This window comes from Sphingomonas sp. CFBP 13714 (assembly GCF_014842205.1).
GTDB lineage: Bacteria > Pseudomonadota > Alphaproteobacteria > Sphingomonadales > Sphingomonadaceae > Sphingomonas > Sphingomonas aerolata.
Genome location: NZ_JACYVG010000002.1, coordinates 679,411 through 702,764, shown reverse-complemented (window position 1 = coordinate 702,764; position 23,354 = coordinate 679,411). Strand labels below are relative to the sequence as shown.

Genomic DNA, 23,354 nt, shown 5'->3' with positions numbered 1-23,354 from the left:
GGGCCGCGCACAGGCGGGCCAGGGCTGATGTTGGATTGCTCAAGACGAGGATTTGACCATGCGACTCGACCTTACCCCCTATCGCCGCTCGACCGTCGGGTTCGACCGGCTGTTCGACATGATCGAGACGAACGCGCGCGCCGCGACGTCCGACAATTACCCGCCGTTCAACCTCGAGCGGATCGCGCAGGACCGTTACCGCATCACGCTGGCGATCGCCGGCTTCTCGCGCGACGAGATCGCGATCACCGCGCAGCAGAACCTGCTGCTGGTCGCGGGCAAGAAGGAGGAGCGCGCGCCCGAGGGCCAGCTGCTCCATGTCGGCATCGCCAACCGCTCGTTCGAGCGGCGCTTCGAGCTGGCGGACTTCGTGCTGGTGGAGGATGCGCGGCTGAACGACGGGCTGCTGGTGATCGACCTGGTCCGCGAAGTGCCCGAGGCGATGAAGCCGAAGAGCATCGCGATCAAGACCGGCGCGCCGCTGGCTGCGGTCGATACGGTTGCTGTCGATCAGGCTGCCTGATTTCTGGTCAGCGCTGTGGGGCGTCCGGATCCTTTGGGTCCGGGCGCCTTTTTTGTGTCCGGGGTTCGGAGGGTAGCAGAATTTTGTTCGCGCGGAGGCGCGAAGGCGCGAAGGCGCGGAGATTTTCCTGGCCGCGTCGCGGCCCTCATTAAATCCTGCGCGAACCTAGAGTGAGGCTGGCTGCGATAGGCCACGATTTCTCTCCGCGTCTCCGCGTCTCCGCGTCTCCGCGTGGACACATTCTTCTGTTCGGACCAGGCGGAGCGGGTCTTGTTCGCGCGAAGGCGCGAAGGCGCTAAGATTCTGGGTCCCTTTGCGCCTTTGCGCCTTCGCGTGATCGATATTTCGCTTTGGTGGGCGCCCCCGGGGGCGCCCGGTTGGGTCAGACGAGGCGGCTCTGTTTGACGGCGGCTTCGATGAAGCTGGCGAACAGGGGGTGCGGGTCGAAGGGTTTGCTTTTGAGTTCGGGGTGGAACTGGACGCCGACGAACCAGGGATGGTCGGGACGCTCGACGATCTCGGGCAGCGTGCCGTCGGGCGACATGCCCGAGAAGACCAGACCGCCCTGTTCGAGCACGTCCTTGTAGCCCGTATTCACCTCGTAGCGGTGACGATGGCGTTCCGAGATGTCGGTGCCGCCATAGATCGCCGCGACGACGCTGTTGCCGTCGAGCTTGGCGTCATAGGCGCCGAGCCGCATCGTGCCGCCGAGATCGCCCTCGGCCGCGCGCGTCTCGAGACCCTCGCGGCCCATCCATTCGGTGATCATGCCGACCACCGGCTTGTCGGTCGGGCCGAATTCGGTCGACGAGGCATCGGGGATGCCGCCGAGACCGCGTGCGCCCTCGACACACGCCATCTGCATCCCGAAGCAGATCCCGAAATAGGGGATCTTGCGTTCGCGCGCGAACTTTACCGAGGCGATCTTGCCCTCTGCGCCGCGTTCGCCGAACGCACCGGGGACGAGGATCGCGTCGCAGGGCTCGAGCTGGCCGGCGATGTCGCTCTCGGCATTCTCGAACAGCTCGGCGTCGATCCAGCGGACGTTGACCTTGACGCGGTTGGCGATGCCGCCGTGGACCAGCGCCTCGTTGAGCGACTTGTACGCGTCCTGCAGCCCGACATATTTGCCGACCACGCCGATCGTGACCTCGCCCTGCGGATTGGTCAGCCGGTCCATGATCTCGGTCCAGCGCGACAGGTCCGGCGCGGCGGCGGGTTCGATCCCGAACGCGCGCAGCACCTCGATATCGAGGCCCTCGCCGTGATACTGGAGCGGCACCGCATAGATGCTCTTCGCGTCGAGCGCGGGGATGACCGCGCTGGCGGGGACGTTGCAGAACAGGGCGATCTTCGCGCGCTCCGACGGCGGCAGCGGGTGTTCGCAGCGGCAGACGAGCACGTCGGGCTGGACGCCGAGCGCGGCGAGTTCGCGGACCGAATGCTGGGTCGGCTTGGTCTTCAGCTCGCCCGCGGCGGCGATATAGGGGACCAGAGTCACGTGGATGCTGATCGCCTTGCCGCGCCCTTCCTCGTTCTTCAGCTGGCGAATCGCCTCGATGAAGGGGAGCGATTCGATGTCGCCGACGGTGCCGCCGATCTCGCAGAGCACGAAGTCGACATCGTCGGTCTCGGCGCGCGCGAACGCCTTGATCGCGTCGGTGACGTGCGGGATGACCTGCACCGTCGCGCCGAGATAGTCGCCGCGGCGTTCGCGCGCGATGATCTGCTGATAGATGCGGCCGGAGGTGACGTTGTCCGACTGGCGCGAGGGCACGCCGGTGAAGCGTTCATAGTGACCGAGGTCGAGATCGGTCTCCGCGCCGTCGTCGGTCACATAGACCTCGCCGTGCTGATAGGGCGACATCGTGCCGGGATCGACGTTCAGATACGGATCGAACTTCCGGATCCTGACGCTGTAGCCGCGTGCCTGGAGGAGGGCGGCAAGCGATGCCGCCATGAGACCTTTACCGAGCGACGATACCACGCCCCCGGTGATGAAAATGTACCGAGCCATGGGAAGAGTCTCGTAGCGTGTGTTGGGGACGAACGACAAGCGCCCGCGGATCACGCAGGGCGCTTTTGTCGGCGAATGGAGTGTTTAGCGGGCGAGCGGGACCGCGCCATTGTCGGCAGGCGCCGGTGCGGCGGCGCCGGCATTCTCTGCACCACCGGCAAACGGTGCCGCATCGCCCTTGGGCTCCGCGGTCGGAACCGCGGTGGCGGCGGCGGCGGGCGTGCGGGCGAGCGACGTGTCGATGTCGGTGCTGCGGTGATTCGCCGCGAGGATCGCGAGCAGGATCGAGAACAGCACGAACATCGTCCCGAGTACGCCCGTTGCGCGCGTCAGGAAATCGGCGGCGCCGCGGGCCGACATCAGCCCCGAGGGACTGCCGCCCATACCCAGACCGCCGCCTTCCGACCGCTGCATGAGGATCACGGTGACGAGGGCGGCCGCGATGATCGCGTGGATGACAAGCAGGAAGGCGAACATTGCGCGGAAAACCCCGGAACTTTTACGAAGCCGCGCACATAGGCGAGCCGGCGGCAACGATCAACCGCATCCCGGGCTCCGGATATCGCACGCGACACCGAAACACACGGAAACAAGCCGTGCGGGCGGGCGTTGTGACAGCGTAATGACGTTCCTTAACGGGACGTAGACCCTGAAATTCAGATGGCGGATCAACGCTGTGGCATCAATGGCAGTCAATACTCTATCGACGTGGATGACGGCTCTGGTCGATTATGTCCGTTCGGGTGAACCGGATCTGACCAATCGCCAGATGGCGCTTTTGCTGCTCGTCTATCTCAAACCCGGCCCGCATACGGTGCGCGGTCTGGCGCGTGCACTGAACGTATCAAAGCCCGTCGTCACGCGCGCCTTGAACAGATTGGGTGCCCTCGGCTATCTGCGCCGGCAACGCGACGATAGCGACAAGCGCAACATCTTCGTCGCGCGGACGAGTGAAGGGGCAGATTTTCTTGAAGAATTCGGGCAGTTCATCGGCGATAACGACGCCGCGCCCCGCGCCGCGACAGCCTGACGGCGTCATTCAGCCGCGTGATTCTGCCGACTCGCGTCGCCAGAGTTTCGCGCTGACCGGGCGTTCGGTCGATCTCGACCTGCGCACGCACGCGGTCCGCCGCGACATTGCCGACATCCGCCTCGCCGAGCATGTCTTCGCGCCGCACTACGCAGTGCCGATGGTCCGGCTGGTCGCGCGCACCGCGACGCTGCGCGCGGGCCGTGACGCGGCGAGCGAGCCGGTCACCGCGCTGGCGGTCGGCGACACGATCGAAGTGCTCGAGATTGCGGGATCGTCCGCCTGGGGCGTCGCGCAGCCGCACGGCCTTGTGGGCTATGTCGAGATCGACGCGCTCGACCTGCCGGACGGCAAGGCGGTGGCGGCATGACCGCGACGGTGTTCATCGACGGTGCGGCAGGCACCACCGGGCTCGAGATCCGCGACCGGCTCGCCGGGCGGTCCGACATCCAGATCGCCTTGCTCGACGAGGCGAACCGCAAGGATCCCGCGGCGCGGCGCGCGGCGCTCAACGATGCCGATTTCGTCATCCTCTGCCTGCCTGACGATGCCGCACGCGAAGCGGTCGCGCTGATCGACAATGACCGCACGCGGGTGATCGACGCGTCGAGCGCACACCGCGTCGCGCCGGGCTGGACCTATGGGTTCGCCGAGCTGCCGGGCCAGGCCGCGCGGATCGCCGCGGCGACGCGCGTGTCCAACCCCGGCTGTTACCCGACCGGCTTCCTCGCGCTCGTCGCGCCGCTGGTCGCCGCCGGGCTGCTGCCGGCGGGCCATCCGCTGAGCGTCAACGCGACATCGGGCTATTCGGGCGGCGGCAAGGCGATGATCGCGGAGTTCGAGGGGGCCGGCGCCACCCCGACCGCGTTCCGCGCCTATGCGCTGGGCCTTGCGCACAAGCATATCGCCGAGATGACGCAGCATGCCGCGCTGACGCATGCGCCGATCTTCGCGCCCGCAGTCGCCAACACCTATCGCGGGATGGTCGTCGAGGTGCCGTTGCACCTTCATGCCCTGCCCGGCCGGCCGACGCTGGCGGCGGTCGAGGACGTGCTGCGGCAGGCCTATGACGGCGCGGCGCTCGTGAGCGTGGCGGCGGGCGATGCGGCGGCGATCGCGATCGAGGAAAATGCCGGAACCGACCGGTTGACGTTGCGCGTCTGCGGCAACGATGCGACCGGTCACGCGCGGCTGGTCGCGACACTCGACAATCTGGGCAAGGGCGCCGGCGGCGCCGCGGTCCAGAACCTCAACATCATGGCCGGGGTCGACCCGGTCGCCGGTCTGGTTTCGTAAGACCGACTGACCCAGGAGCTCTCATGCACCGTAATCCCGTAGCCAAGCTGCTCCTGTTCGGCGCGACCGGCGATCTCGCGCAGCGGATGCTGTTGCCCTCGCTCTATGGCCTCCACGCCGACGGGCTGCTGCCCGAGGGGCTGACGATCACCGGCGCGGCGCGTCACGATCACGACGACGCGGCGTATCGCACCTTCGCGCGAGCGGCGCTCGACGAGTATCTGAAGGACGATCGCAAGGATGCGGGGACGATCGACGCGTTCCTCGAGCGCGTGCATTACCAGCCGACCGACCTGTCCGATCCGGCGAGCTTCCAGCCGCTGGCGGACAAGATCGGCGACATTTCGGGCGGGCTCGCCATCTATCTGTCGACCGCGCCGTCGCTGTTCGAATCGGCGATCGAGGGGCTGCACAAGGTCGGGCTGGCGGGCGAGACGGTCCGCGTCGGGCTGGAAAAGCCGCTGGGCTACGACCTGCCGACGAGCCGCGAGATCAACGACGCGGTCGCCAAGGCGTTTCCCGAGAACCGGACCTACCGGATCGATCATTATCTAGGCAAGGAAACCGTCCAGAACATCCTGGCGCTGCGCTTCGGCAACTCGTTCTTCGAGCCGGTGTGGAATGCGCAGGGGATCGACAACGTCCAGATCACGATCTCCGAGACGGTCGGGCTGGAGGAGCGCGCAGGCTATTACGAGAGCGCGGGCGCGCTGCGCGACATGGTCCAGAACCATATCCTGCAGCTGCTCGCGCTGATCGCGATGGAGCCGCCGGCGCGGTTCGAGGGCACCGACGTTCGCGACGAGAAGTCGAAGGTGTTCCGATCGCTCCGGCTGATCAAGCCCGAGGAGGCGCCACACGTCACCGTGACCGGGCAATATGCCGAGGGCGCGGTCAACGGGAAGTTCGTGAAGAGCTATTCGGAGGAGCTCGGGCAAACGTCGACCACCGAGACGTTCGTCGCGATCAAGGCGCATGTCGACAACTGGCGCTGGCAGGGCGTGCCCTTCTACCTGCGCACCGGCAAGCGGATGGCCGCGCGCGGCAGCGAGATCGCGATCCAGTTCAAGGCGGTGCCGCATTCGATGTTCGCAGGCCGCGGCGGGCTGCTCCAGCCCAACATGCTGATCATCCGCCTGCAGCCCGAAGAGCATGTCCAGCTGCTGGTGATGGCGAAGGAGCCGGGTCTCGACCGCGAGGGCGTGCGGCTGCGCGAGGTGCCGCTGAACCTCAGCCTCGACGCCGAGTTTGCGGGTACGCGCCGGCGGATCGCCTATGAGCGGCTGCTGCTCGACCTGATCGAGGGCGACCAGACGCTGTTCGTGCGGCGTGACGAGGTCGAGGCGCAGTGGACTTGGATCGATGCGATCCGCGAGGGCTGGAAAGCGAACGGAATGAAGCCCAAAAGCTATCCGTCGGGCAGCTGGGGCCCGTCCGCCGCAATCGCGCTGACCGAGCGCGACGGCGTGACCTGGCAGGACGACTGAGTTTCAGGGGACATACTACCCCGCGTGCGTTCGCCCCGAGCGACGTCGAAAGGCCGCCCGTTTTGTGGCACTGTCCTTCGACTTCGCTCAGGACGAACGGAAAATGCGTTTTCAAGGAAAGATCGAATGACCGAGATCGAATGGTGGGATTACGAGGACACCGAGGAGCTCGCAGCCGCGGTTGCCGGCGACATCCAGTTCGTCATCGAGAGCGCGCTCGACGCGCGCGGCTCGGCGGTGATCGCGCTGGCGGGCGGCAAGACGCCGATGGCGGCGTATGAGAAGCTCGCCCAGGCCAAGCTCGACTGGAAGAAGGTCACGATCATCCCCGGCGACGAGCGGATCGTGAAACTGGGCGATCCGATGTCGAACGTCACCGCGCTCGCCAAGATTTTCCTGCCCAAGGGTGCGCGGGTGAAGCCGATCGTCCCCGATGCGATCTCCGACTACAAGGCGGCAGGCCGTTCGGCGGATGCGCTGATGCAGGACCTGCACTGGCCGCTGGACTTCTGTCTGTTGGGCATGGGCACCGACGGCCATACCGCGTCGATCTTCCCCGGCCCCGATTTCGACGAGGCGCTGAGCGGTCCCAAGGAACGCCGCGCGGTGGGCGTGATGCCCGAGCCGCTGCCGCCCGAGGCACCGGTCGCGCGCGTCACCCTGTCCGCGGCGGCGATCGCGTCGTCCAAGGCGCTGATGATCATGATCACCGGCGAGGAGAAGAAGACGCTGCTCGAACAGGCGATCGAGCAGGGTCCGTCGTCCAAGTATCCGATCGGGCGCGTGCTGGCCGAGGTCGAGCTGCCCGTCGACATCCACTGGGCCGCCTGAGATGCTGAACGCCGTCGTCTCCGCGGTCACCGACCGGATCATCGAACGGTCGCGTGACAGCCGCGCCGCCTATCTCGCGCTGATCGACCGCGAGGGCGAGGCGCAGGTGCGCCGGCCGTCGCTGGGCTGTGCGAACCTCGCGCACGCCTATGCGGGGACCGAGGAGGACCGCGATGCGATGAAGGCCGATGCCGGCATGAACATCGGCATCGTGACGGCGTATAACGACATGCTGTCGGCGCATGCGGTCTATTACCGCTATCCCGAACTGATGAAGGTCTGGGCGCGCGAGGCCGGCGCCACCGCGCAGGTCGCGGGCGGCGTGCCGGCGATGTGCGACGGCGTGACGCAGGGCTATCCGGGGATGGAGCTGTCGCTGTTCAGCCGCGATACGATCGCGCTGAGCACGGCGATCGCGCTGAGCCACGGCACGTTCGAGGGCGCGGCGCTGCTCGGCATCTGCGACAAGATCGTGCCGGGGCTGCTGATGGGCGCGCTGCGCTTCGGGCACCTGCCGATGGTGCTGATCCCGGGCGGGCCGATGCCGACCGGGCTGCCCAACAAGGCCAAGGCCGCGGTGCGCGAGAAGTTCGCCGAAGGGCTGGTCGGCCGCGAGGAACTGCTCGAGGCCGAGATCGGCGCCTATCATTCGAAGGGCACCTGCACCTTCTACGGCACCGCCAACACCAACCAGATGATGATGGAGGTCATGGGCCTCCACATGCCGGGTGCGGCGTTCGTCAATCCGGGCACGAAACTGCGCCAGGAACTGACGCGCGCGGCGGTGCATAGGCTCGCGAAGATCGGGGCACGCGGCGACGATTACCGGCCGCTCGGCCGCTGCGTCGACGAGCGCGCGATCGTCAATGCGGCGGTCGGCCTGCTCGCGACGGGCGGCTCGACCAACCACCTGCTCCACGTCCCCGCGATCGCGCGCGCGGCGGGGATCGTGATCGACTGGGAGGATTTCGATCGCCTGTCGGCCGCGGTGCCGCTGATCGCGCGCGTCTATCCAAACGGCTCGGCGGACGTGAACGCGTTCGAGGCGGCGGGCGGCATGCCCTATGTGATTCGGGAGCTGCTCGGCGAAGGGCTACTCCACGGCGACATCATGACGATCGGCGGGCAGGATTTGTCGGCCTATGCGAAGACCGCGGTGGTCGCGGACGGCGCGCTCGAATGGCGCGACACGCCCGACAGCGGTGACGAGACGATTTTGCGTCCGGCCACCGCGCCGTTCTCGGCGGATGGCGGCATGCGGATCCTCGCGGGCAATATCGGCCGCGCGTGCATCAAGGTGTCCGCGGTCGAGCGCGATCGCTGGATCGTCGAGGCGCCCGCAATGGTGTTCGACGACCAGCTCGACGTGATCGAGGCGTTCAAGCGCGGCGAGCTGGAAAAGGACGTCGTCGTCGTCGTCCGCTTCCAGGGGCCGCGCGCCAACGGCATGCCCGAGCTGCACAAGCTGACCCCGCCGCTGGGCGTGCTGCAGAATCGCGGATTCAAGGTGGCGCTCGTCACCGATGGGCGCATGTCGGGTGCGAGCGGCAAGGTGCCGTGCGCGATCCATTGCTCGCCGGAAGCACTGCTCGACGGCGCGATCGGGCTGATCCGCGACGGCGACATGATCCGCGTCGATGCGGTCAACGGCACGCTGGAAGCGCTGGTCGATGCGGACGTATGGGCGACGCGCGAGATGGTGACGCTGCCCCCCGCCGTCAGTGGCATGGGTCGCGAGCTGTTCGGCATGTTCCGCGGGCTGGCCGACGAGGCCGAAAAGGGCGCGTCGGCGATGCTGGCGGGCGCGGGGCTCTAGAGCCCTCGCCTACCGTTCGTTCCGGGCGATGTCCTTCGACGTCGCTCAGGACGAACGGCGATAAGAGATCAAGGATCGGGAGAGACCAATGGAAATCGTAGCGGCAGATATCGGCGGGACGCATGCGCGCTTTGCGATTGCCGAGGTCGAGAATGGCCGCGTCGTCAGGCTGGGCGAGCCGGTTACGATGAAGACCGCGGACCACGCGTCGCTGCAGACCGCCTATCAGGCGTTCGAGGCGGGGCTGGGACGGCCCCTGCCCCGCGCGCTGGGCATCGCGGTCGCGTCGCCGGTCGCGAACGACGTGATCCGGCTGACCAACAATCCGTGGATCATCCGCAAGTCGCTGATCACCGAGCGGCTGAACGCGGACCAGTGGGTCGTCGTCAATGATTTCGGCGCGGTCGGCCATGCCGTCGCGCAGGTTCCCGACAGCGACTTCATCCATCTGTGCGGCCCCGACACGCCTTTGCCGTCCGAGGGGATCACGACGATCTGCGGACCGGGCACGGGGCTGGGCGTCGCGCAGCTGCTGCGGCACCGCGACCGGTACCAGGTGCTCGAGACCGAGGGCGGTCACATGGACTTCGCCCCGCTCGACGGGATCGAGGACGCGCTGCTCAAGCGGCTGCGCAAGACCTTCACACGCGTTTCCGCCGAGCGCGTCGTCGCCGGGCCGGGGATCGTCGCGATCTACGAGACGCTGGCCGAGATGGAGGGGCGTTCGGTGCCCAGCCGCGACGACCGGACGATCTGGACCGAGGCGATCGACGGCACCGATTCGATCGCGCTCGCAGCGCTCGACCGCTTCTGCCTCGCGCTTGGCGCAGTGGCGGGCGATCTCGCGCTCGCGCAGGGCGCCAAGGCGGTCGTGATCGCGGGCGGGCTCGGCTTCCGGATCAAGGACCGTCTGGTCCGCTCGGGCTTCGACCAGCGCTTCGTCGCCAAGGGCCGGTTCCAGACGATGATGGCGGCGATGCCCGTCAAGCTGATCACCCATCCCCAGCCCGGCCTGTTCGGCGCCGCGGCTGCCTTCGCACAGGAACACACGCAATGACCGTCACAGCCTTGCCCACCATTGCAAACATCATGCAGACCAGCGCCGTCATCCCGGTGCTGGTGATCGAGGACGCGGCGCTCGCCCGCCCGCTTGCCGAGGCACTGGTCGCGGGCGGCCTGCGCGTGCTCGAGGTGACGCTGCGCACCGGCGCCGCGCTCGAGGCGATCGCCGAGATGAAGAAGGTCGAGGGCGCGATCGTCGGTGCGGGCACCGTCGTCAACACGCGCCAGTTCGCCGAGGTGATGGACGCGGGCGCCGAGTTCATCGTCTCGCCCGGCCTGACCGAGCGGCTCGCGACGCCGATCATCGAGAGCGGCGTGCCGTTCCTGCCGGGCATCGCCAATGCCGCGGACATCATGACCGGGCTCGACCTCGGCCTCACGCATTTCAAGTTCTTCCCGGCGGAGGCGAGCGGTGGGCTGAAGGCGCTGAAGGCGCTGGCGGCGCCGTTCTACCAGGCGCGGTTCTGCCCGACCGGCGGGATCACCGAGGCCAGCGCGCCCGAGTGGCTGGCGTTCAAGCCGGTGCTGTGCGTCGGCGGGAGCTGGGTGACCGGCGGGACGATGGCCGAGATCGAGATGAAGGCGCGCGCGGCCAACGCGTTGCGGGGGTAAGGATCGGACGTGCGGCACTGGTGCCCACGTCCCCCCTTCCCGTTCGTGCCGAGTAGAGACCAAGTAGCCCCGATGGGGCGTATCGAGGGCTCGTATCGAAGCACCGCTTATCCGAAGAGGGGGTATCGACGGAGGGGGCCCGTGCGCCAATTGTCCCTCGATACGCCGCTTCGACTTCGCTCAGCAGCTACTCGGGACGAACGGGGTGGCTGAGCGACCCGGCGCCATGCTGTCAGGCGCCGAGGGGGCGATTACATCTCGCCGCGGGCCTTGCGGATCGCGTACCATTTGCGGACGTTGGCGTTGTGCTGGTCGAGCGTGTCGGCGAAGACATGGCCGCCGGTGCCGTCCGCAACGAAATACAGCGCCTGGGTCTGCGCCGGGTCGAGCACCGCGTCGATCGAGGCGCGGCCGGGATTGGCGATCGGGCCGAGCGGCAGACCGGGGCTGGCATAGGTGTTGTAGCCGTTCTTCGCCTGCAGTTCGGAGCGCAGGATGCGGCGGCCGAGCGGGCGGCCCTTGGTGATCGGGTAGATCACGGTCGGATCCGCCTGGAGCGGCATGCCGACGCGCAGGCGGTTGCCATAGACCGCGGCGACCATGCGACGTTCGGACGGCTTGCCGGTTTCCTTCTCGACGATCGAGGCGAGGATGATCGCCTGTTCGGGGGTCGCCACCGCGATGCCCGGCTTGCGCGCCGCCCAGGTTTTGGCGAGGTACGCCGTCATCGCCGACTGCATCTGCGCGACGACCGTGGCGCGCGTGTCGCCGCGTTCGAACGCATAGCTGTCGGGCAGGATCGAGCCTTCGGCGGGGACGGGCACGGTGCCGGTCAGGCCGTCGGCCTTCATCAGCGCGTCGTGGACGAGCACCGAGGGATAGCCTTCGGGGACCGCGACGAGCCGCTGGACGACCTTGCCGCCCTGCATCAGTTTCAGGATGTCGGACGGGCTGGCCTGTGCGGGGATGCGATATTCGCCCGCCTTGATCGGATCGCCCGAGCCGAAGATGCGCGCATAGAGCCGGAAGCGGCTGGCGGAGCGGATCGCGCCGGCCTTTTCGAGTTCGGTCGCGGCGGCGGCGAGGCTCGACCCCTGCGGCACCTGGACGGTCAGCGTACGCGCGGCCGGGCCGGCGCCGCCCCAGCCCTGGACGACGAGGAACAGCGCGACGATCGCCACGAGGGCGAGGATCACTCCGAAACAGCCGACCTTGCGCATTCTCACCCCTTGTTTCCCCGCGAAGGCGGGGACCCAGTCTGGGCCCCCGCCTTCGCGGGGGAACAAACTCTTACTTGACCAGCGTCATCACCAGCGAAGCGTTGGTGCCGCCGAAGCCGAACGAGTTGTTCAGCACCGCGCGGACTTCGCGCTTCTTGGCGACGTGCGGCACGAGGTCGACGCCGATGCAGCTGTCGCTCGGATTGTCGAGGTTGAGCGTCGGCGGGACGATCTGGTCGCGCAGCGCGAGGATGCAGAAGATGCTCTCGACCGCGCCGGCGCCGCCGAGCAGATGGCCGATCGCCGACTTGGTCGACGACATCGACAGGCCCGAGATCGCATCGCCGAACAGCCGGCGGACCGCGCCGAGTTCGAGCTCGTCGCCCATCGGCGTCGAGGTGCCGTGCGCGTTGATGTAGTCGATGTCCTCGAGCTTGAGGCCCGACTTCCTGATCGCCATCTGCATCGAACGGAACGCGCCGTCGCCTTCGGGATGCGGTGCGGTGACGTGATAGGCGTCGCCCGACAGGCCATAGCCGATCACCTCGGCATAGATCTTTGCGCCACGCGCCTTGGCGTGTTCATATTCCTCGAGCACGAGCACGCCCGCGCCCTCGCCCATCACGAAGCCGTCGCGGTCCTTGTCATAGGGACGCGAGGCCTTTTCGGGCGAATCGTTGAAGTTGGTCGACAGCGCTCGTGCCTGCGCGAAGCCGGCGATGCCGAGCGGGCAGACGGTGCCCTCCGCGCCGCCCGCGAGCATGACGTCGGCATCGTCCATCGCGATCATCCGCGCGGCGTCGCCGATCGCATGCGCGCCGGTCGAGCAGGCAGTGACGACCGCATGGTTCGGCCCGCGCAGACCATATTTGATCGAGACCTGACCCGAGATCAGGTTGATCAGACGGCCGTGGACGAAGTGCGGCGAGACGCGGCGCGGCCCCTTGGTGTGGAGGACGATCGATTCGCTCTCGATGCCCGGCAGGCCGCCGATGCCCGAGCCGATCGACACGCCCGCGCGCCAGCTTTCCTCGACCGTCATCTCGGTCAGGCCGGCGTCTTCGAGCGCCTGGCCCGCGGCGTCGATGCCGTAGATGATGAAGGGATCGACCTGGCGCTGGACCTTGTGGTCGACGCGCTTGGCGGGATCGAAGCCATATTCATGGTCTGCGGGCTTCACCTCGCAGGCGATGCGACAGACCTGGTCCGACGCATCGAACCGGGTGATCGGGCCCGCCCCCGACTTGCCGGCGAGAATGTTCGCCCAAGCCGTTTCAACATCGGCCCCCAGGGGGGTGACCAGGCCTAGCCCGGTTACGACGACACGCCGCATGACCTCAAACTCCACATGCTTCCAAAACGAAACGGCTCCCCGCCCTCTTAGCCCAAGGACGGGGAGCCGCTCAGATCATAGCCACCAGGGCAAGCCCGACGGATCGGACCTCAAGCCCTGATCAGGCCTTGTGCTCGTCGATATAGGTGATCGCGTCCTTGACGGTCGCGATCTTCTCGGCCGCGTCGTCAGGGATCTCGACGCCGAATTCCTCTTCGAACGCCATGACCAGCTCGACGATGTCGAGGCTGTCGGCACCCAGATCGTCGATGAAGCTCGCATCTTCGGTCACCTTGTCGGCTTCGACGCCGAGATGCTCGACGACGATCTTCTTCACGCGGTCTGCGGTCTCGCTCATGTTCGTTCCCTCTATCTTTGGGGGTTTTTACCAGTTCCTGAACGCCCGTAGAACGGGGTCCGTTTCGTGGCAAGGGTCAGTTCATCGCCTTGCCGGGTCGCTTTGCGCGATTGCGGGCGAAAACCGGGTGTTAGCCCGGCTCATGCCACCGATCCGTGACGTCAGATCATCGCCATCCCGCCATTCACGTGCAGCGTCTGCCCGGTGACATAGCCCGCCTCGCGGCTGGCGAGATAGACGATCGCCGCGCCGATGTCCGCACCCTCGCCCAGCCGGCCGGCCGGAATCTTCGTCGTCAGCGCGGTCTTCTGCGCGTCGGGGAGCGCGTCGGTCATCGGCGAGGTGATGAAGCCGGGCGCGACGCAGTTGACGGTGATGCCGCGGCTGGCGAGCTCCTGCGCCATCGATTTCGACATGCCGATCAGCCCCGCCTTCGACGCGGCGTAGTTCGCCTGGCCGGGATTGCCGGTGACGCCGACGATCGAGGTGACCGAGATCATCCGGCCGAAGCGCGCCTTCATCATCGGCTTGGCGGCGGCGCGCATCAGGCGGAACGCGGCCTCGAGGTTGACGCGGATGACGCTGTCCCACTCGTCGTCCTTCATCCGCATCGCGAGATTGTCGCGGGTGACGCCGGCATTGTTGACGAGGATGTCGATCTTGCCGAGCTTTTCGACCGCCTGGGGGACGAGCGCGTCGACCGCGGCGGGGTCGGACAGGTCGCACGGCAGCGCGACATGATCGCCGCCGAGGGTGGCGAGGAAGGCGTCGAGCTTGGCGGCGTTGGAGCCGGATATGGCGAGGCGCGCGCCCTGTGTGGCGAGGGCCCGGGCGATCTCGGACCCGATCCCGCCCGATGCGCCGGTGACGAGGGCGGTCATGCCTGTGAGGTCGAACATTCTAGTCTCCAATAATTTGGTTCACGCGAAGGCGCGATGGCGCGAAGGGGGTGTAGCCGTTGACGATCCGACGGAGCCCCTCCTTCAGCGTTTCGCCTCCGAAGTTGATCAGCAGCCCAAGTGGCTGCCTGGTAAGTCGCAAATAGGTCAGCAATTGCTTTGCATGAGCGGCGTTCAGCCGCTCGACGGATTTGATTTCGACGAGCAGTCGATTGCCGATGATGAGGTCGATCCGAAATGCCGCATCGAAGTGCAGCCCTTCGAACTCGATCGAAACAGCTCGCTGCCGCTCGACCTGATAGCCCAGCGTGGTGAGCTTGGACGCCAGAACAGTTTCGTAGACGCTCTCGAGCAAGCCTGGGCCCAGTTCGCGGTGAAGGCGCAGAGACACGTTAATGACGTCAGAAGCGGCAGCCTCGATATCCATCATCTTCGCGCCTTTGCGCCTTTGCGTGAATTACATCTTCTTCACGAAATCCTCGATGTCGTCCATCGTGATGACGCTGGTGGTTTCGGCGTCGGGGGCGGTGCGTTTTACCATGGGGGCTAGGACCTTGCCGCCGAGTTCGACGAAGTGGCCGACGCCCGCCGCGTGCATCGCCAGGACCGATTCGCGCCAGCGGACCATGCCGGTGACCTGCTGGACGAGCAGGTGGCGGATCGCGCCGGGGTTGGCGACGGCGACCGCGTCGACATTGGCGAAGACGGGGACCAGCGGCGCGCGGAGGTCGGCGTCGAGGAGCGCGGCTTCCATCGCCTCGGCGGCGGGCTGCATCAGCGGGCAGTGGAACGGCGCGGAGACGGGGAGCAGGACCGCGCGCTTGGCGCCGAGATCCTTAGCGAGGCCGATCGCCTTCTCGATCGCGAGGCGGTGGCCCGAGATCACGACCTGCGACGGGTCATTGTCGTTGGCGACAGTGCAGACCAGTTCGGCCCCGCCCTCGGCGAGGATCGAATCGACCGCGGCGCCCGCGATCAGCTGCGCCTTTTCGAGGTCGGTGCCGAGCAGCGCGGCCATCGCGCCCTCGCCCACCGGCACCGCCGCCTGCATCGCCCGGCCGCGCAGCTTGAGCAGCCGCGCGGTGGTCGACAGGTCGAGCGCGCCCGCGGCGCACAGCGCGGTATATTCGCCGAGGCTATGCCCGGCGACGTAATCGGCCTTGTCGGCGAGGCGCAGACCGCCCTCCTTCTCGGCGACGCGCAGCGTGGCGATCGCGTTCGCCATGATCGCGGGCTGCGCATTCTCGGTGAGGAGGAGGTCGTCGGCCGGCCCCTCGCTCATCAGCCGGAACAGATTCTGGCCGAGCGCCTCGTCGACTTCGGCGAAGACCTCGCGCGCGGTGGCGCTGGCGTCGGCGAGCGCCTTGCCCATGCCGACAGACTGGCTCCCCTGGCCGGGGAAGATGAACGCGCGCATGACCTCTCCTCTTTGAAGCGGGCGGACTAGAAAGGTGTGGCCCGAGTTGCAACCGCGCGAACCTGAACGGACCCGGCAGGTTTGCGACAAAATGCGACCAATTCGCGACCCCTGCGACAAGCGCCTGCGACAAGCGGCCCCCAGATTATGGAGGACGCCGCAGCATCGGCGCCGTGTTTCAACGGGAGAGTATCATGAAGACGTTCATCCTCAGCGCGCTTGCCGCCACCCTCGTCGCCAGCCCGCTGCTGGCCGCCGCTCCGGCCGAGGCGCAGCAGCGCCGCGAAGTGACCACCGTGCGCCAGAACAACAATGGCCGCACCGTCGTTACCAAGCGGACCACTGTCCGCCCGAACCAGTATCGCAATTTCCGCACCGGCCAGCGGTTCGACCGCCGCTATGCGCAGAACTACCGGGTGATCACGACCTACCGCAACTATCGCCTCGCCGCCCCGCCGCGTGGCAGCCAGTGGGTCCGTTCGGGTCGTGACGCGCTGCTGGTCAATGGCCGCGGCAATGTGGTCCAGGTGCGCGGTGGCGCGTTCCGGTAAGGTTTGAGCCCTCTACTGCATCGTCATCCTGAGATGAGCGCCGTCCTCGATATACCCCGTCATCCTGACGAAAGTCAGGATCCAGGGTCAGACAGGGCGGCGCTCCGCTACTCTGGATCCTGACTTTCGTCAGGATGACGGAGGAGGGAGCGGATGACGGAAGGGGTTGGGAAGACGGACGGACACCTTGCCTTTCCCCGATAATCGGGTAAGGGCCATCGCAACCGGGGTGAGGGATTCGCGTCCCTTGCCCCGGTTTGCATTCTAGACGACAGCCGGAGGGGTGCACGCATGGGGCGTGTATCAGCGATCGGCCAAGACGAAGGACAAGACATGGCTCTTTACGAGCACGTGTTCCTTGCGCGCCAGGATCTGGCACAGGCGCAGGTGGACGCTCTGGCGGAAATCGCCACCAAGATCGTGAACGACAACGAAGGTCGGGTCGTAAAGACCGAGAACTGGGGCTTGCGTTCGCTGGCGTACAAGATCGCCAAGAACCGCAAGGCGCACTATGTGATGCTCGAGATCGATGCCCCGGGCAACGTGATCGCAGAGCTGGAGCGCCAGACGCAGATCAACGAAGACATCATCCGTTACATGACGGTCAAGGTCGACACGCTCGAAGAGGGCCCGACCGTGATGATGCGCAAGTCGGACCGCGACCGTGAGCGTCGTGGCGACCGCGAAGGTGGCCGTGAAGGCCGTCCTGACCGCGGCGATCGTCCGGACCGTGGTCCCCGTCGTGACCGCGAAGAGGGAGCTGAATAATCATGGCACGTCCATTCTTCCGCCGCCGCAAGAGCTGCCCGTTCTCCGCCAAAGACGCTCCCCGGATTGACTATAAGGACGTCCGGTTGCTGCAGGGCTTCGTGTCCGAGCGTGGCAAGATCGTCCCGTCGCGTATCACTTCGGTGGCCGCAAAGAAGCAGCGCGAACTGGCCCAGGCCATCAAGCGTGCGCGTCATCTGGGCCTGCTGCCCTACATCGTTAAGTAAGGAGCGCCCCCATGGACGTCATTCTGCTTGAGCGCGTCGAAAAGCTCGGCGCCATCGGCGACGTGGTGAAGGTCAAGGACGGCTATGCCCGTAACTTCCTTCTCCCGAACAAGAAGGCGCTTCGTTCGAACGAAGCCAACCGCAAGGTTTTCGAAGCAAACCGTGCGCGGATCGAGTCGGACAACGCATCGCGCCGTGCCGATGCCGAGACCGAAGCGAAGACCTTCACCGACGCGAGCGTGACCCTGATCCGTCAGGCGTCGAACACCGGTCAGCTCTACGGCTCGGTCGCGGTTCGCGATCTGGTCGATGCGCTGGTGGCCGATGGTCACAAGGTCGGCAAGTCGGCGATCGTGCTCGACAAGCCGATCAAGGCGATCGGCGTGTACACCGTCAAGGTTGCACTCCACCCCGAGGTGTCGGTGTCCGTCAAGGTCAACGTCGCCCGGTCGCCGGAAGAAGCCGAGATGCAGGCTCAGGGCGTCGACGTCATGTCGTCGATGTTCGAGCGTGACGAGGCTGGCTTCGTCGAGGATTACGATCCGAACGCAGAGCCCGGCGCGACTGCCGAAGCCCCGCGCGACCAGGAGGAAGAGGCACAGGGCTAACCCCCTCGCCTTTCCTGGCCGACACGAAAAAGGCCCGTCCGGAGCGATCCGGGCGGGCCTTTTTCATGTCCGCGGCAGGAACGCCAGCGGCTCAGGGGCAGGTGACGCAGGCGCCGACCATCGCGGCGAGGGGGACGAGCGCGAAGAGGACGGGGAGGATCTGTTTCATGGCCGGCGAACTCTATGAAATGGGACGCGCCGATAATGCCCAAGGCCGGCGAAAGGTTGCGGGCAGATGAACCGCACGGTGCGGCGAACCGGCGGCATTCACCCCGCCCCCTGCTCCACCGCAGAAGACGCACATTCTGGCCAAAATCGATTGTCAGCGCGCGATTGTGATCGCTGAGTGCAGGTTCCAGTTTTTGGAAAGGTTAAGAAAATGCGTACGAGTCTCCAGAAATATCCGACGGTTGCCCTCCTGCTGATCGGGTCGATCGGGCTGGGCGGTTGCGCCACCAAGGGCTTTGTCCGCGAGCAGATCGCGACCGTCAACACGCGCATCGACGGCATGGACGGCCGCCTGCGGACCGTCGAGGGCACGTCGGGCGAGGCGCTGACCCAGGCCCAGGCCGCAGCCGGCCAGGCGCAGCAGAACGGCCAGCGGATCGACCAGATCAACGGTCGCGTCGACGGCATGGAGCAGAAGATGCAGCAGCAGATGCAGCAGCGCCAGCGCAAGCCGCGCGGCTGAGCCTGACCCTGCATCCATGCCAATACCCGGGACGGCTTTCGCCGCACAGGATCGCAATCGTGAGTGGATCTTGCGCGTGAGAGGGCCGTTACCGGGACGGTACCGGGCGGCGGCGCTTGCCGGCCTGGCGCTGGCGCTCGTCGCCATGCCGGTGCCGCTGGCGGCCGCTGCCGGCGCCAAGGTCGCCGCGAAGACTGGCGGCAAGACGGGTGGCAAGGCTGTTGGCAAGACGCGCGCGAAGCCGCGGCGCGGGGCGGCGGTGGCTGCCCCGGTCGTGCCGCTCGCGCTGCCGCTGCTGTCGCCGGCCGCGGACCATATCGTGGCCTGGGTCGCGGCGGCGAAGGACAATGCCGGGCTGCCCTATGCGGTGATCGACAAGCAGGCGGCGTCGCTGCTGCTGTTCGATGCGAAGGGCGCGTATGTCGGGCAGACGCCGGTGCTGCTCGGCGTCGGGATCGGTGACGATTCGTCGCCGGGCGTCGGCGCGAAGGATCTGGCCGAGATCGGCCCCGCCGAGCGGACCACGCCTGCGGGCCGGTTCGTCACGAAGTTCGGGCGCGCGTTCGGACGCCAGTCGGTGCTGTGGGTCGACTATGCGAATTCGGTCGCGATCCATGCGGTGATCACGACCCACAAGAAGGAACGCCGGGTCGAGCGGCTGGTGTCGCCGAGCCCGGAGGACAACCGGATCAGCTTTGGCTGCATCAATGTCGGCAGCAAATTCTATACCGGCCAGCTGAGCCCGCTGTTCCGCCGCAAGGGCGGCGTTGTGTACATCCTGCCCGAGAGCCGCACGCTCGACGACGTGTTTCCGCGGGCGCGGCTGCTGCCCTATCTGAAGCCGACGCCGGTCGCGGCGACCCCTGGTGCGGAAAGCGAACCGACATGATCCTGTTCTGGCTCGCCGCGGTGGCCGCTGCCCCCACTCCTGCCCGCACCCCCGCTCGCGCTGACCGCCCCGTGGTGGTGAGCGCGCTGACGACCGAGGAGCTGATCGCGCAGTGCCGCGGCAAGGATGCGGACCCCGCGCCGAGCTTTTGCACGGGCTATATCCTCGGCGCGTTCGACACGCTGTCGATGGCGCGCGAGATCTGCCCCTCGGCAACCAAGGGCTCGACGATCGACGCGGTGGCGACGACGCGCAAATATCTGCGCACCAAGGGCAAGAAGGCGAAAGCCGCACCGATCTTCGTGGTCCGCGACGCGCTGCGCCGGTCCTTTGCGTGCAAGCGGAACGCCAAACGCTAGTCCGCCCGCCGTACCGGTAGCGGTACGGCCCTCTCACAATCCGCCGAAGTGCCACCCGCGACGATTCGTCTGCGGGCGGCACGGCAATGGGCGGCGCCATGGTGAACGGCGATGGCTTTCGATAACCGAAATAGTGCCTATTCTGAACGTCGTCGCAACATTCGTATGAATCGGTCATATTTGGGTATTGTCATATAAGTCATAATGGAGAATTCATGTCCCCGGAACCGGACCAAGCGCGATCGCGCAGCCGGACAAGGGGGCCTTCATGAACTTCAGACATACCACGTCCTATATTGCACTTGCCGGATCGCTGTTGCTGACGGCGATCCCCGCTGCGGCGCAGACCGCGACGGACAGCTCGGCGACGCCGGCCCAGGCCAAGGTCGAGGCCGATGCGCAGACCGCGTTCGCCGCGGGCGATACGGCCAAGACCGTGTCCGACGACATGATCGTCGTCACCGGATCGCGGATCCAGCGGCCCAACATGACATCGGCCGCGCCGATCACCTCGGTCACCGCGCAGGACATCCGCGCGCAGGCGGCGATCACCGTCGAGGACGTGCTCAACCGCCTGCCGCAGGTGTCGCCCGACAGCCAGCAGACCTATCAGGATTCGGACGGCCGCCAGCGGATCAAGCTGCGCAGCCTCGGCTTCGAGCGGACGCTGGTGCTGGTCGACGGCAAGCGGCTGGGCACGCAGAACGGCCAGGACGTCGGCATCATCCCGCCCTCGCTGCTCGAACGCGTCGACGTGCTAACCGGCGGCGCGTCGTCGGTCTATGGATCGGACGCGGTCGCGGGCGTGGTGAACTTCATCCTGAAGAAGGATTTCGAGGGGATCCAGCTCGACGGCAATTACAGCTTCTACAATCACGAGAACAAGGACACGATCGTGTCGCCGCTGGCGCGCGCGAACGCGTTCGAGGCGCCGCGCGGGCTGACCAATGACGGCGGCCGGTCCGACGTCACGCTGACCGCGGGCACCAAGCTGTTCGACGGCGCGCTGCGCGTGTCGGGCTTCGTCAATTACCGCCAGGCCAATGACGTCCCCTATGACGCACGGTCGAGCTCGGCATGCCAGCTGGTCCAGACTGGCAAGGACGGCCCGCTGTCCTGCTCGCTGTCGACCTATTCGCCGAGCGGCTATATTTCGCCGCGCAGCGGGGCGAACAGCGGCGTCGGCTATGTCAACGATCCCGCCGGCACGCGCAGCTTCGTGCCGTACGGCGCAGGCGCGGGCAACGCGGCCAACCCCTATGACGGCTATTCCTACCAGCGCGAATTCGAACGCTATACCGCCGGCGGCTTCGTCAGCGCGAAGATCGCGCCCGAGCTCGAGCTCTACGGCTCGGGGATCTGGTTCCGCGACAGGTCGGTGAACCCCTATCCGACGCGCGTCTACAGCTACACCAACTATGGCGACACGCCGTACCAGGTGAACTGCAACAACCCGTTCCTGTCGACGTCGCAGGCCAGCACGATCTGCGGTGCGCAGGCGGGGACGTCGGCGCTCGCGCCGCTCGACGTGCGCTATCGCTTCAACGACCTGCCCTTCTCGCCCGACGTCTATCTGAACAAGGGGATCCGCGCGACCGCGGGGTTCCGTGGCACCGTCGGCGAGGCGTGGACCTATGATCTGGGCGGCGTGTTCTCGCGCAACCAGCAGGACATCACCTTCGGCAATTTCGCCGATTTCGACCGGGTGAACCGCTCGCTCAACGTCGTCAGCGTCAACGGCACGCCGACCTGCGCGGCGACCGTGTCGGGGGTCGACCCGACCTGTGTCCCGTTCAACGCGTTCAGCGCAGGGACGCTCGGCGGACCGCTCGCCGATTACCTGTTCACCGCGCGCAGCGGCACCTCGACCGGCGTCGCCAAATTGTGGGACATCGTGTCGTCGGTGACCGGCGACCTCGGCAAATACGGGATCACCTCGCCCTTTGCGAACCAGGGCGTCGCGATCGCGCTGGGCGGCGAATATCGCAAGGACAGCTATGCCTCGTCCGCCGATGCGATCTACCGCGAGCAGAATGGCGGCGAGGATTTCAACCTGAGCCAGGACGTGTGGGAATCGAACATCGAGGTCCAGGCGCCGCTGATCGAGGAGCGCCGCTTCGCGCATCTGCTGCAGGTCACGGGCGGCTATCGTGTGTCGAAATACAGCAGCAATCCCAAGACCTTCAACACGTGGAAGCTCGAGGGCACCTATGCCCCGGTCAGCGACCTGACGTTCCGCGCGTCGTTCAACAAGGCGCAGCGCGCACCGACGGTGTTCGAGATCCGCCAGGCGACCGCGATCAACTATAGCCGGCAGGGCGGATCGCAGAACGACTTCTGCGCCCCCGTGCCGCGCCAGATCGCCGACCCCGCCAATCCCGGCCGGACGATCACCACGACCACGCCGATCGCCTCGCGCGAGGTGTGCGCGGCGACCGGGCTGTCCGACGCACTCTATGGCAGCGCGACCCTGCTGTGCCCGAACGACCAGTGCACGGTGCGATCGGGCGGGTTCACCGCCGATCCGGAAACCGCCTATACCCAGACCTATGGCTTGGTCGTGAAGCCGAGCTTCCTGCGCGGGCTGGTCTTCTCGGTCGATCGCTACCGGATCAAGATCAACAACTCGCTCGGCTATAACGACGACAGCTATTACACCGATGGCTGCCAGCGCTCGAACGGCGACCCGTTCTTCTGCTCGGGGATCGTCCGCCAGCCCGGCACCGGCATCCTCTACGCCGCCGCCGCGAACAACCCGACCAGCGGCTTCATCCGCGCGGGCACGACCAATTATTACTTCTCGATCGCGCGCGGCTGGGACTTCCAGAGCCAGTATACGCTGGGTCTGGGCGGGGCCGGCAAGATCGACTGGAACTTCAACGGGTCGCTGACCACCTTTGCCGGCGGGCAGGATTCGCCGCTCCAGCCCAAGCGCAATTGTGCGGGCTATTACGGCAATGGCTGCGGCCAGCTGCTGCCGAAATGGTCGCACGGGCTGCGGACGACCTATACGACGAGCGACGGCATCTTCAGCACCTCGTTCAACTGGCGCTATGTCGGGTCGCTGACGAGTGCGGACAATTCGGGCGATCCGGCGATCGGCGGCACGCCCGACCGCGCGCGGACGACCTTCTACAGGATCGCGCCGGTGAACTATTTCGACCTGGCGCTGACCTTCGCCGTGTCGCGCGACTTCTCGCTCCGGCTGATCGCGAACAACCTGCTCGACAAGACGCCGCCGATCCTGGCGAATTCCTACGACATCAGCCTGGCGCGCAGCAACACGATCCCCGCGCGCTACGACGCGCTGGGCCGCAACCTCGCAGTCGGGGCGACCGTGCGGTTCTGATCGAACCGGGG

The 23,354-nt window shown here is 66.7% G+C and carries 25 protein-coding genes; 17 read left to right on the top strand and 8 right to left on the bottom strand.

Going from position 1 to position 23,354, the window contains the following annotated elements; genetic code table 11:
• Positions 1–58: 58 nt before the first annotated feature.
• Positions 59–523, top strand: a complete 465-nt coding sequence (locus tag IFT54_RS07695) for an Hsp20 family protein (RefSeq protein ID WP_031440813.1) — start codon at positions 59–61, stop codon at positions 521–523.
• A gap of 382 nt (positions 524–905) precedes the next feature.
• Here IFT54_RS07695 and IFT54_RS07690 read toward each other — a convergent pair whose 3' ends face one another.
• Complete coding sequence (locus IFT54_RS07690) at positions 906–2,540, bottom strand: CTP synthase (protein ID WP_192070119.1); 1,635 nt, start codon at positions 2,538–2,540, stop codon at positions 906–908.
• An 84-nt stretch (positions 2,541–2,624) separates the two neighbouring features.
• Positions 2,625–3,017: a preprotein translocase subunit SecG gene (gene secG / locus IFT54_RS07685; RefSeq protein ID WP_031395050.1), complete on the bottom strand. Its 393-nt coding sequence runs from the start codon at positions 3,015–3,017 to the stop codon at positions 2,625–2,627.
• 235 nt (positions 3,018–3,252) lie between these two features.
• On the opposite strand from secG, the gene IFT54_RS07680 reads away from it, so the two are divergent.
• From IFT54_RS07680 to eda, 8 genes are all read left to right on the top strand, one after another.
• A complete protein-coding gene (locus tag IFT54_RS07680; protein ID WP_031395049.1) occupies positions 3,253–3,570 on the top strand; it encodes a MarR family transcriptional regulator in 318 nt (105 codons plus the stop codon).
• On the top strand, positions 3,509–3,940 hold the full coding sequence (locus tag IFT54_RS07675; protein WP_234387592.1) for a hypothetical protein: 432 nt from the start codon (positions 3,509–3,511) through the stop codon (positions 3,938–3,940). Before IFT54_RS07680 ends, IFT54_RS07675 begins: the two co-directional genes overlap by 62 nt.
• Entirely contained in the window at positions 3,937–4,866 is a 930-nt protein-coding gene (argC, locus tag IFT54_RS07670; RefSeq protein ID WP_192070118.1) for an N-acetyl-gamma-glutamyl-phosphate reductase, read from the top strand. The genes IFT54_RS07675 and argC overlap by 4 nt, the downstream gene beginning before the upstream one ends.
• A 23-nt stretch (positions 4,867–4,889) precedes the next feature.
• Entirely contained in the window at positions 4,890–6,353 is a 1,464-nt protein-coding gene (gene zwf, locus IFT54_RS07665; RefSeq protein ID WP_037528659.1) for a glucose-6-phosphate dehydrogenase, read from the top strand.
• A gap of 126 nt (positions 6,354–6,479) precedes the next feature.
• Complete coding sequence (pgl, locus tag IFT54_RS07660; protein ID WP_031396120.1) at positions 6,480–7,184, top strand: 6-phosphogluconolactonase; 705 nt, start codon at positions 6,480–6,482, stop codon at positions 7,182–7,184.
• A gap of 1 nt (position 7,185) precedes the next feature.
• A complete protein-coding gene (gene edd / locus IFT54_RS07655) occupies positions 7,186–9,000 on the top strand; it encodes a phosphogluconate dehydratase (RefSeq protein ID WP_031440817.1) in 1,815 nt (604 codons plus the stop codon).
• Between the two features lie 88 nt (positions 9,001–9,088).
• Entirely contained in the window at positions 9,089–10,057 is a 969-nt protein-coding gene (gene glk / locus IFT54_RS07650) for a glucokinase (RefSeq protein ID WP_192070117.1), read from the top strand.
• A gap of 32 nt (positions 10,058–10,089) precedes the next feature.
• On the top strand, positions 10,090–10,674 hold the full coding sequence (eda, locus tag IFT54_RS07645; protein WP_249403142.1) for a bifunctional 4-hydroxy-2-oxoglutarate aldolase/2-dehydro-3-deoxy-phosphogluconate aldolase: 585 nt from the start codon (positions 10,090–10,092) through the stop codon (positions 10,672–10,674).
• A gap of 251 nt (positions 10,675–10,925) precedes the next feature.
• Here the strand turns inward: eda and mltG are convergent, their stop codons facing one another.
• From mltG to fabD, 6 genes are all read right to left on the bottom strand, one after another.
• Complete coding sequence (gene mltG / locus IFT54_RS07640) at positions 10,926–11,894, bottom strand: endolytic transglycosylase MltG (protein WP_192070116.1); 969 nt, start codon at positions 11,892–11,894, stop codon at positions 10,926–10,928.
• 70 nt (positions 11,895–11,964) lie between these two features.
• Positions 11,965–13,227 (bottom strand): beta-ketoacyl-ACP synthase II, encoded by a 1,263-nt coding sequence (fabF, locus tag IFT54_RS07635; protein ID WP_037528671.1) that lies wholly within the window; start codon positions 13,225–13,227, stop codon positions 11,965–11,967.
• A gap of 121 nt (positions 13,228–13,348) precedes the next feature.
• Positions 13,349–13,585 (bottom strand): acyl carrier protein, encoded by a 237-nt coding sequence (locus IFT54_RS07630; RefSeq protein WP_031393971.1) that lies wholly within the window; start codon positions 13,583–13,585, stop codon positions 13,349–13,351.
• A gap of 161 nt (positions 13,586–13,746) precedes the next feature.
• Positions 13,747–14,484, bottom strand: coding sequence for a 3-oxoacyl-[acyl-carrier-protein] reductase (gene fabG, locus IFT54_RS07625; protein ID WP_192070115.1), 738 nt, complete (start codon positions 14,482–14,484; stop codon positions 13,747–13,749).
• Position 14,485: 1 nt separating this feature from the next.
• Positions 14,486–14,914 carry a GxxExxY protein gene (locus tag IFT54_RS07620; RefSeq protein WP_192070114.1) on the bottom strand — a complete coding sequence of 143 codons (429 nt, stop codon included), beginning with the start codon at positions 14,912–14,914 and terminating at the stop codon, positions 14,486–14,488.
• Between the two features lie 27 nt (positions 14,915–14,941).
• A complete protein-coding gene (gene fabD / locus IFT54_RS07615; protein ID WP_192070113.1) occupies positions 14,942–15,901 on the bottom strand; it encodes an ACP S-malonyltransferase in 960 nt (319 codons plus the stop codon).
• A gap of 194 nt (positions 15,902–16,095) precedes the next feature.
• On the opposite strand from fabD, the gene IFT54_RS07610 reads away from it, so the two are divergent.
• From IFT54_RS07610 to IFT54_RS07575, 8 genes are all read left to right on the top strand, one after another.
• A complete protein-coding gene (locus tag IFT54_RS07610) occupies positions 16,096–16,452 on the top strand; it encodes an RcnB family protein (protein ID WP_037528667.1) in 357 nt (118 codons plus the stop codon).
• A gap of 333 nt (positions 16,453–16,785) precedes the next feature.
• Entirely contained in the window at positions 16,786–17,220 is a 435-nt protein-coding gene (gene rpsF, locus IFT54_RS07605; protein WP_031393977.1) for a 30S ribosomal protein S6, read from the top strand.
• Between the two features lie 2 nt (positions 17,221–17,222).
• The gene (gene rpsR, locus IFT54_RS07600) at positions 17,223–17,447 is read left to right on the top strand and encodes a 30S ribosomal protein S18 (RefSeq protein WP_031393978.1); all 225 of its coding nucleotides are present in this window, start codon (positions 17,223–17,225) and stop codon (positions 17,445–17,447) included.
• 11 nt (positions 17,448–17,458) lie between these two features.
• Positions 17,459–18,055 (top strand): 50S ribosomal protein L9, encoded by a 597-nt coding sequence (rplI, locus tag IFT54_RS07595; RefSeq protein ID WP_031440825.1) that lies wholly within the window; start codon positions 17,459–17,461, stop codon positions 18,053–18,055.
• 379 nt (positions 18,056–18,434) lie between these two features.
• The gene (locus IFT54_RS07590; RefSeq protein ID WP_031393980.1) at positions 18,435–18,746 is read left to right on the top strand and encodes a hypothetical protein; all 312 of its coding nucleotides are present in this window, start codon (positions 18,435–18,437) and stop codon (positions 18,744–18,746) included.
• A gap of 76 nt (positions 18,747–18,822) precedes the next feature.
• Positions 18,823–19,635 carry a hypothetical protein gene (locus IFT54_RS07585; protein WP_192070112.1) on the top strand — a complete coding sequence of 271 codons (813 nt, stop codon included), beginning with the start codon at positions 18,823–18,825 and terminating at the stop codon, positions 19,633–19,635.
• Positions 19,632–19,994 (top strand): Rap1a/Tai family immunity protein, encoded by a 363-nt coding sequence (locus IFT54_RS07580; RefSeq protein ID WP_031393653.1) that lies wholly within the window; start codon positions 19,632–19,634, stop codon positions 19,992–19,994. Before IFT54_RS07585 ends, IFT54_RS07580 begins: the two co-directional genes overlap by 4 nt.
• A gap of 268 nt (positions 19,995–20,262) precedes the next feature.
• Positions 20,263–23,343: a TonB-dependent receptor domain-containing protein gene (locus IFT54_RS07575; protein WP_192070111.1), complete on the top strand. Its 3,081-nt coding sequence runs from the start codon at positions 20,263–20,265 to the stop codon at positions 23,341–23,343.
• Positions 23,344–23,354 lie beyond the last annotated feature (11 nt).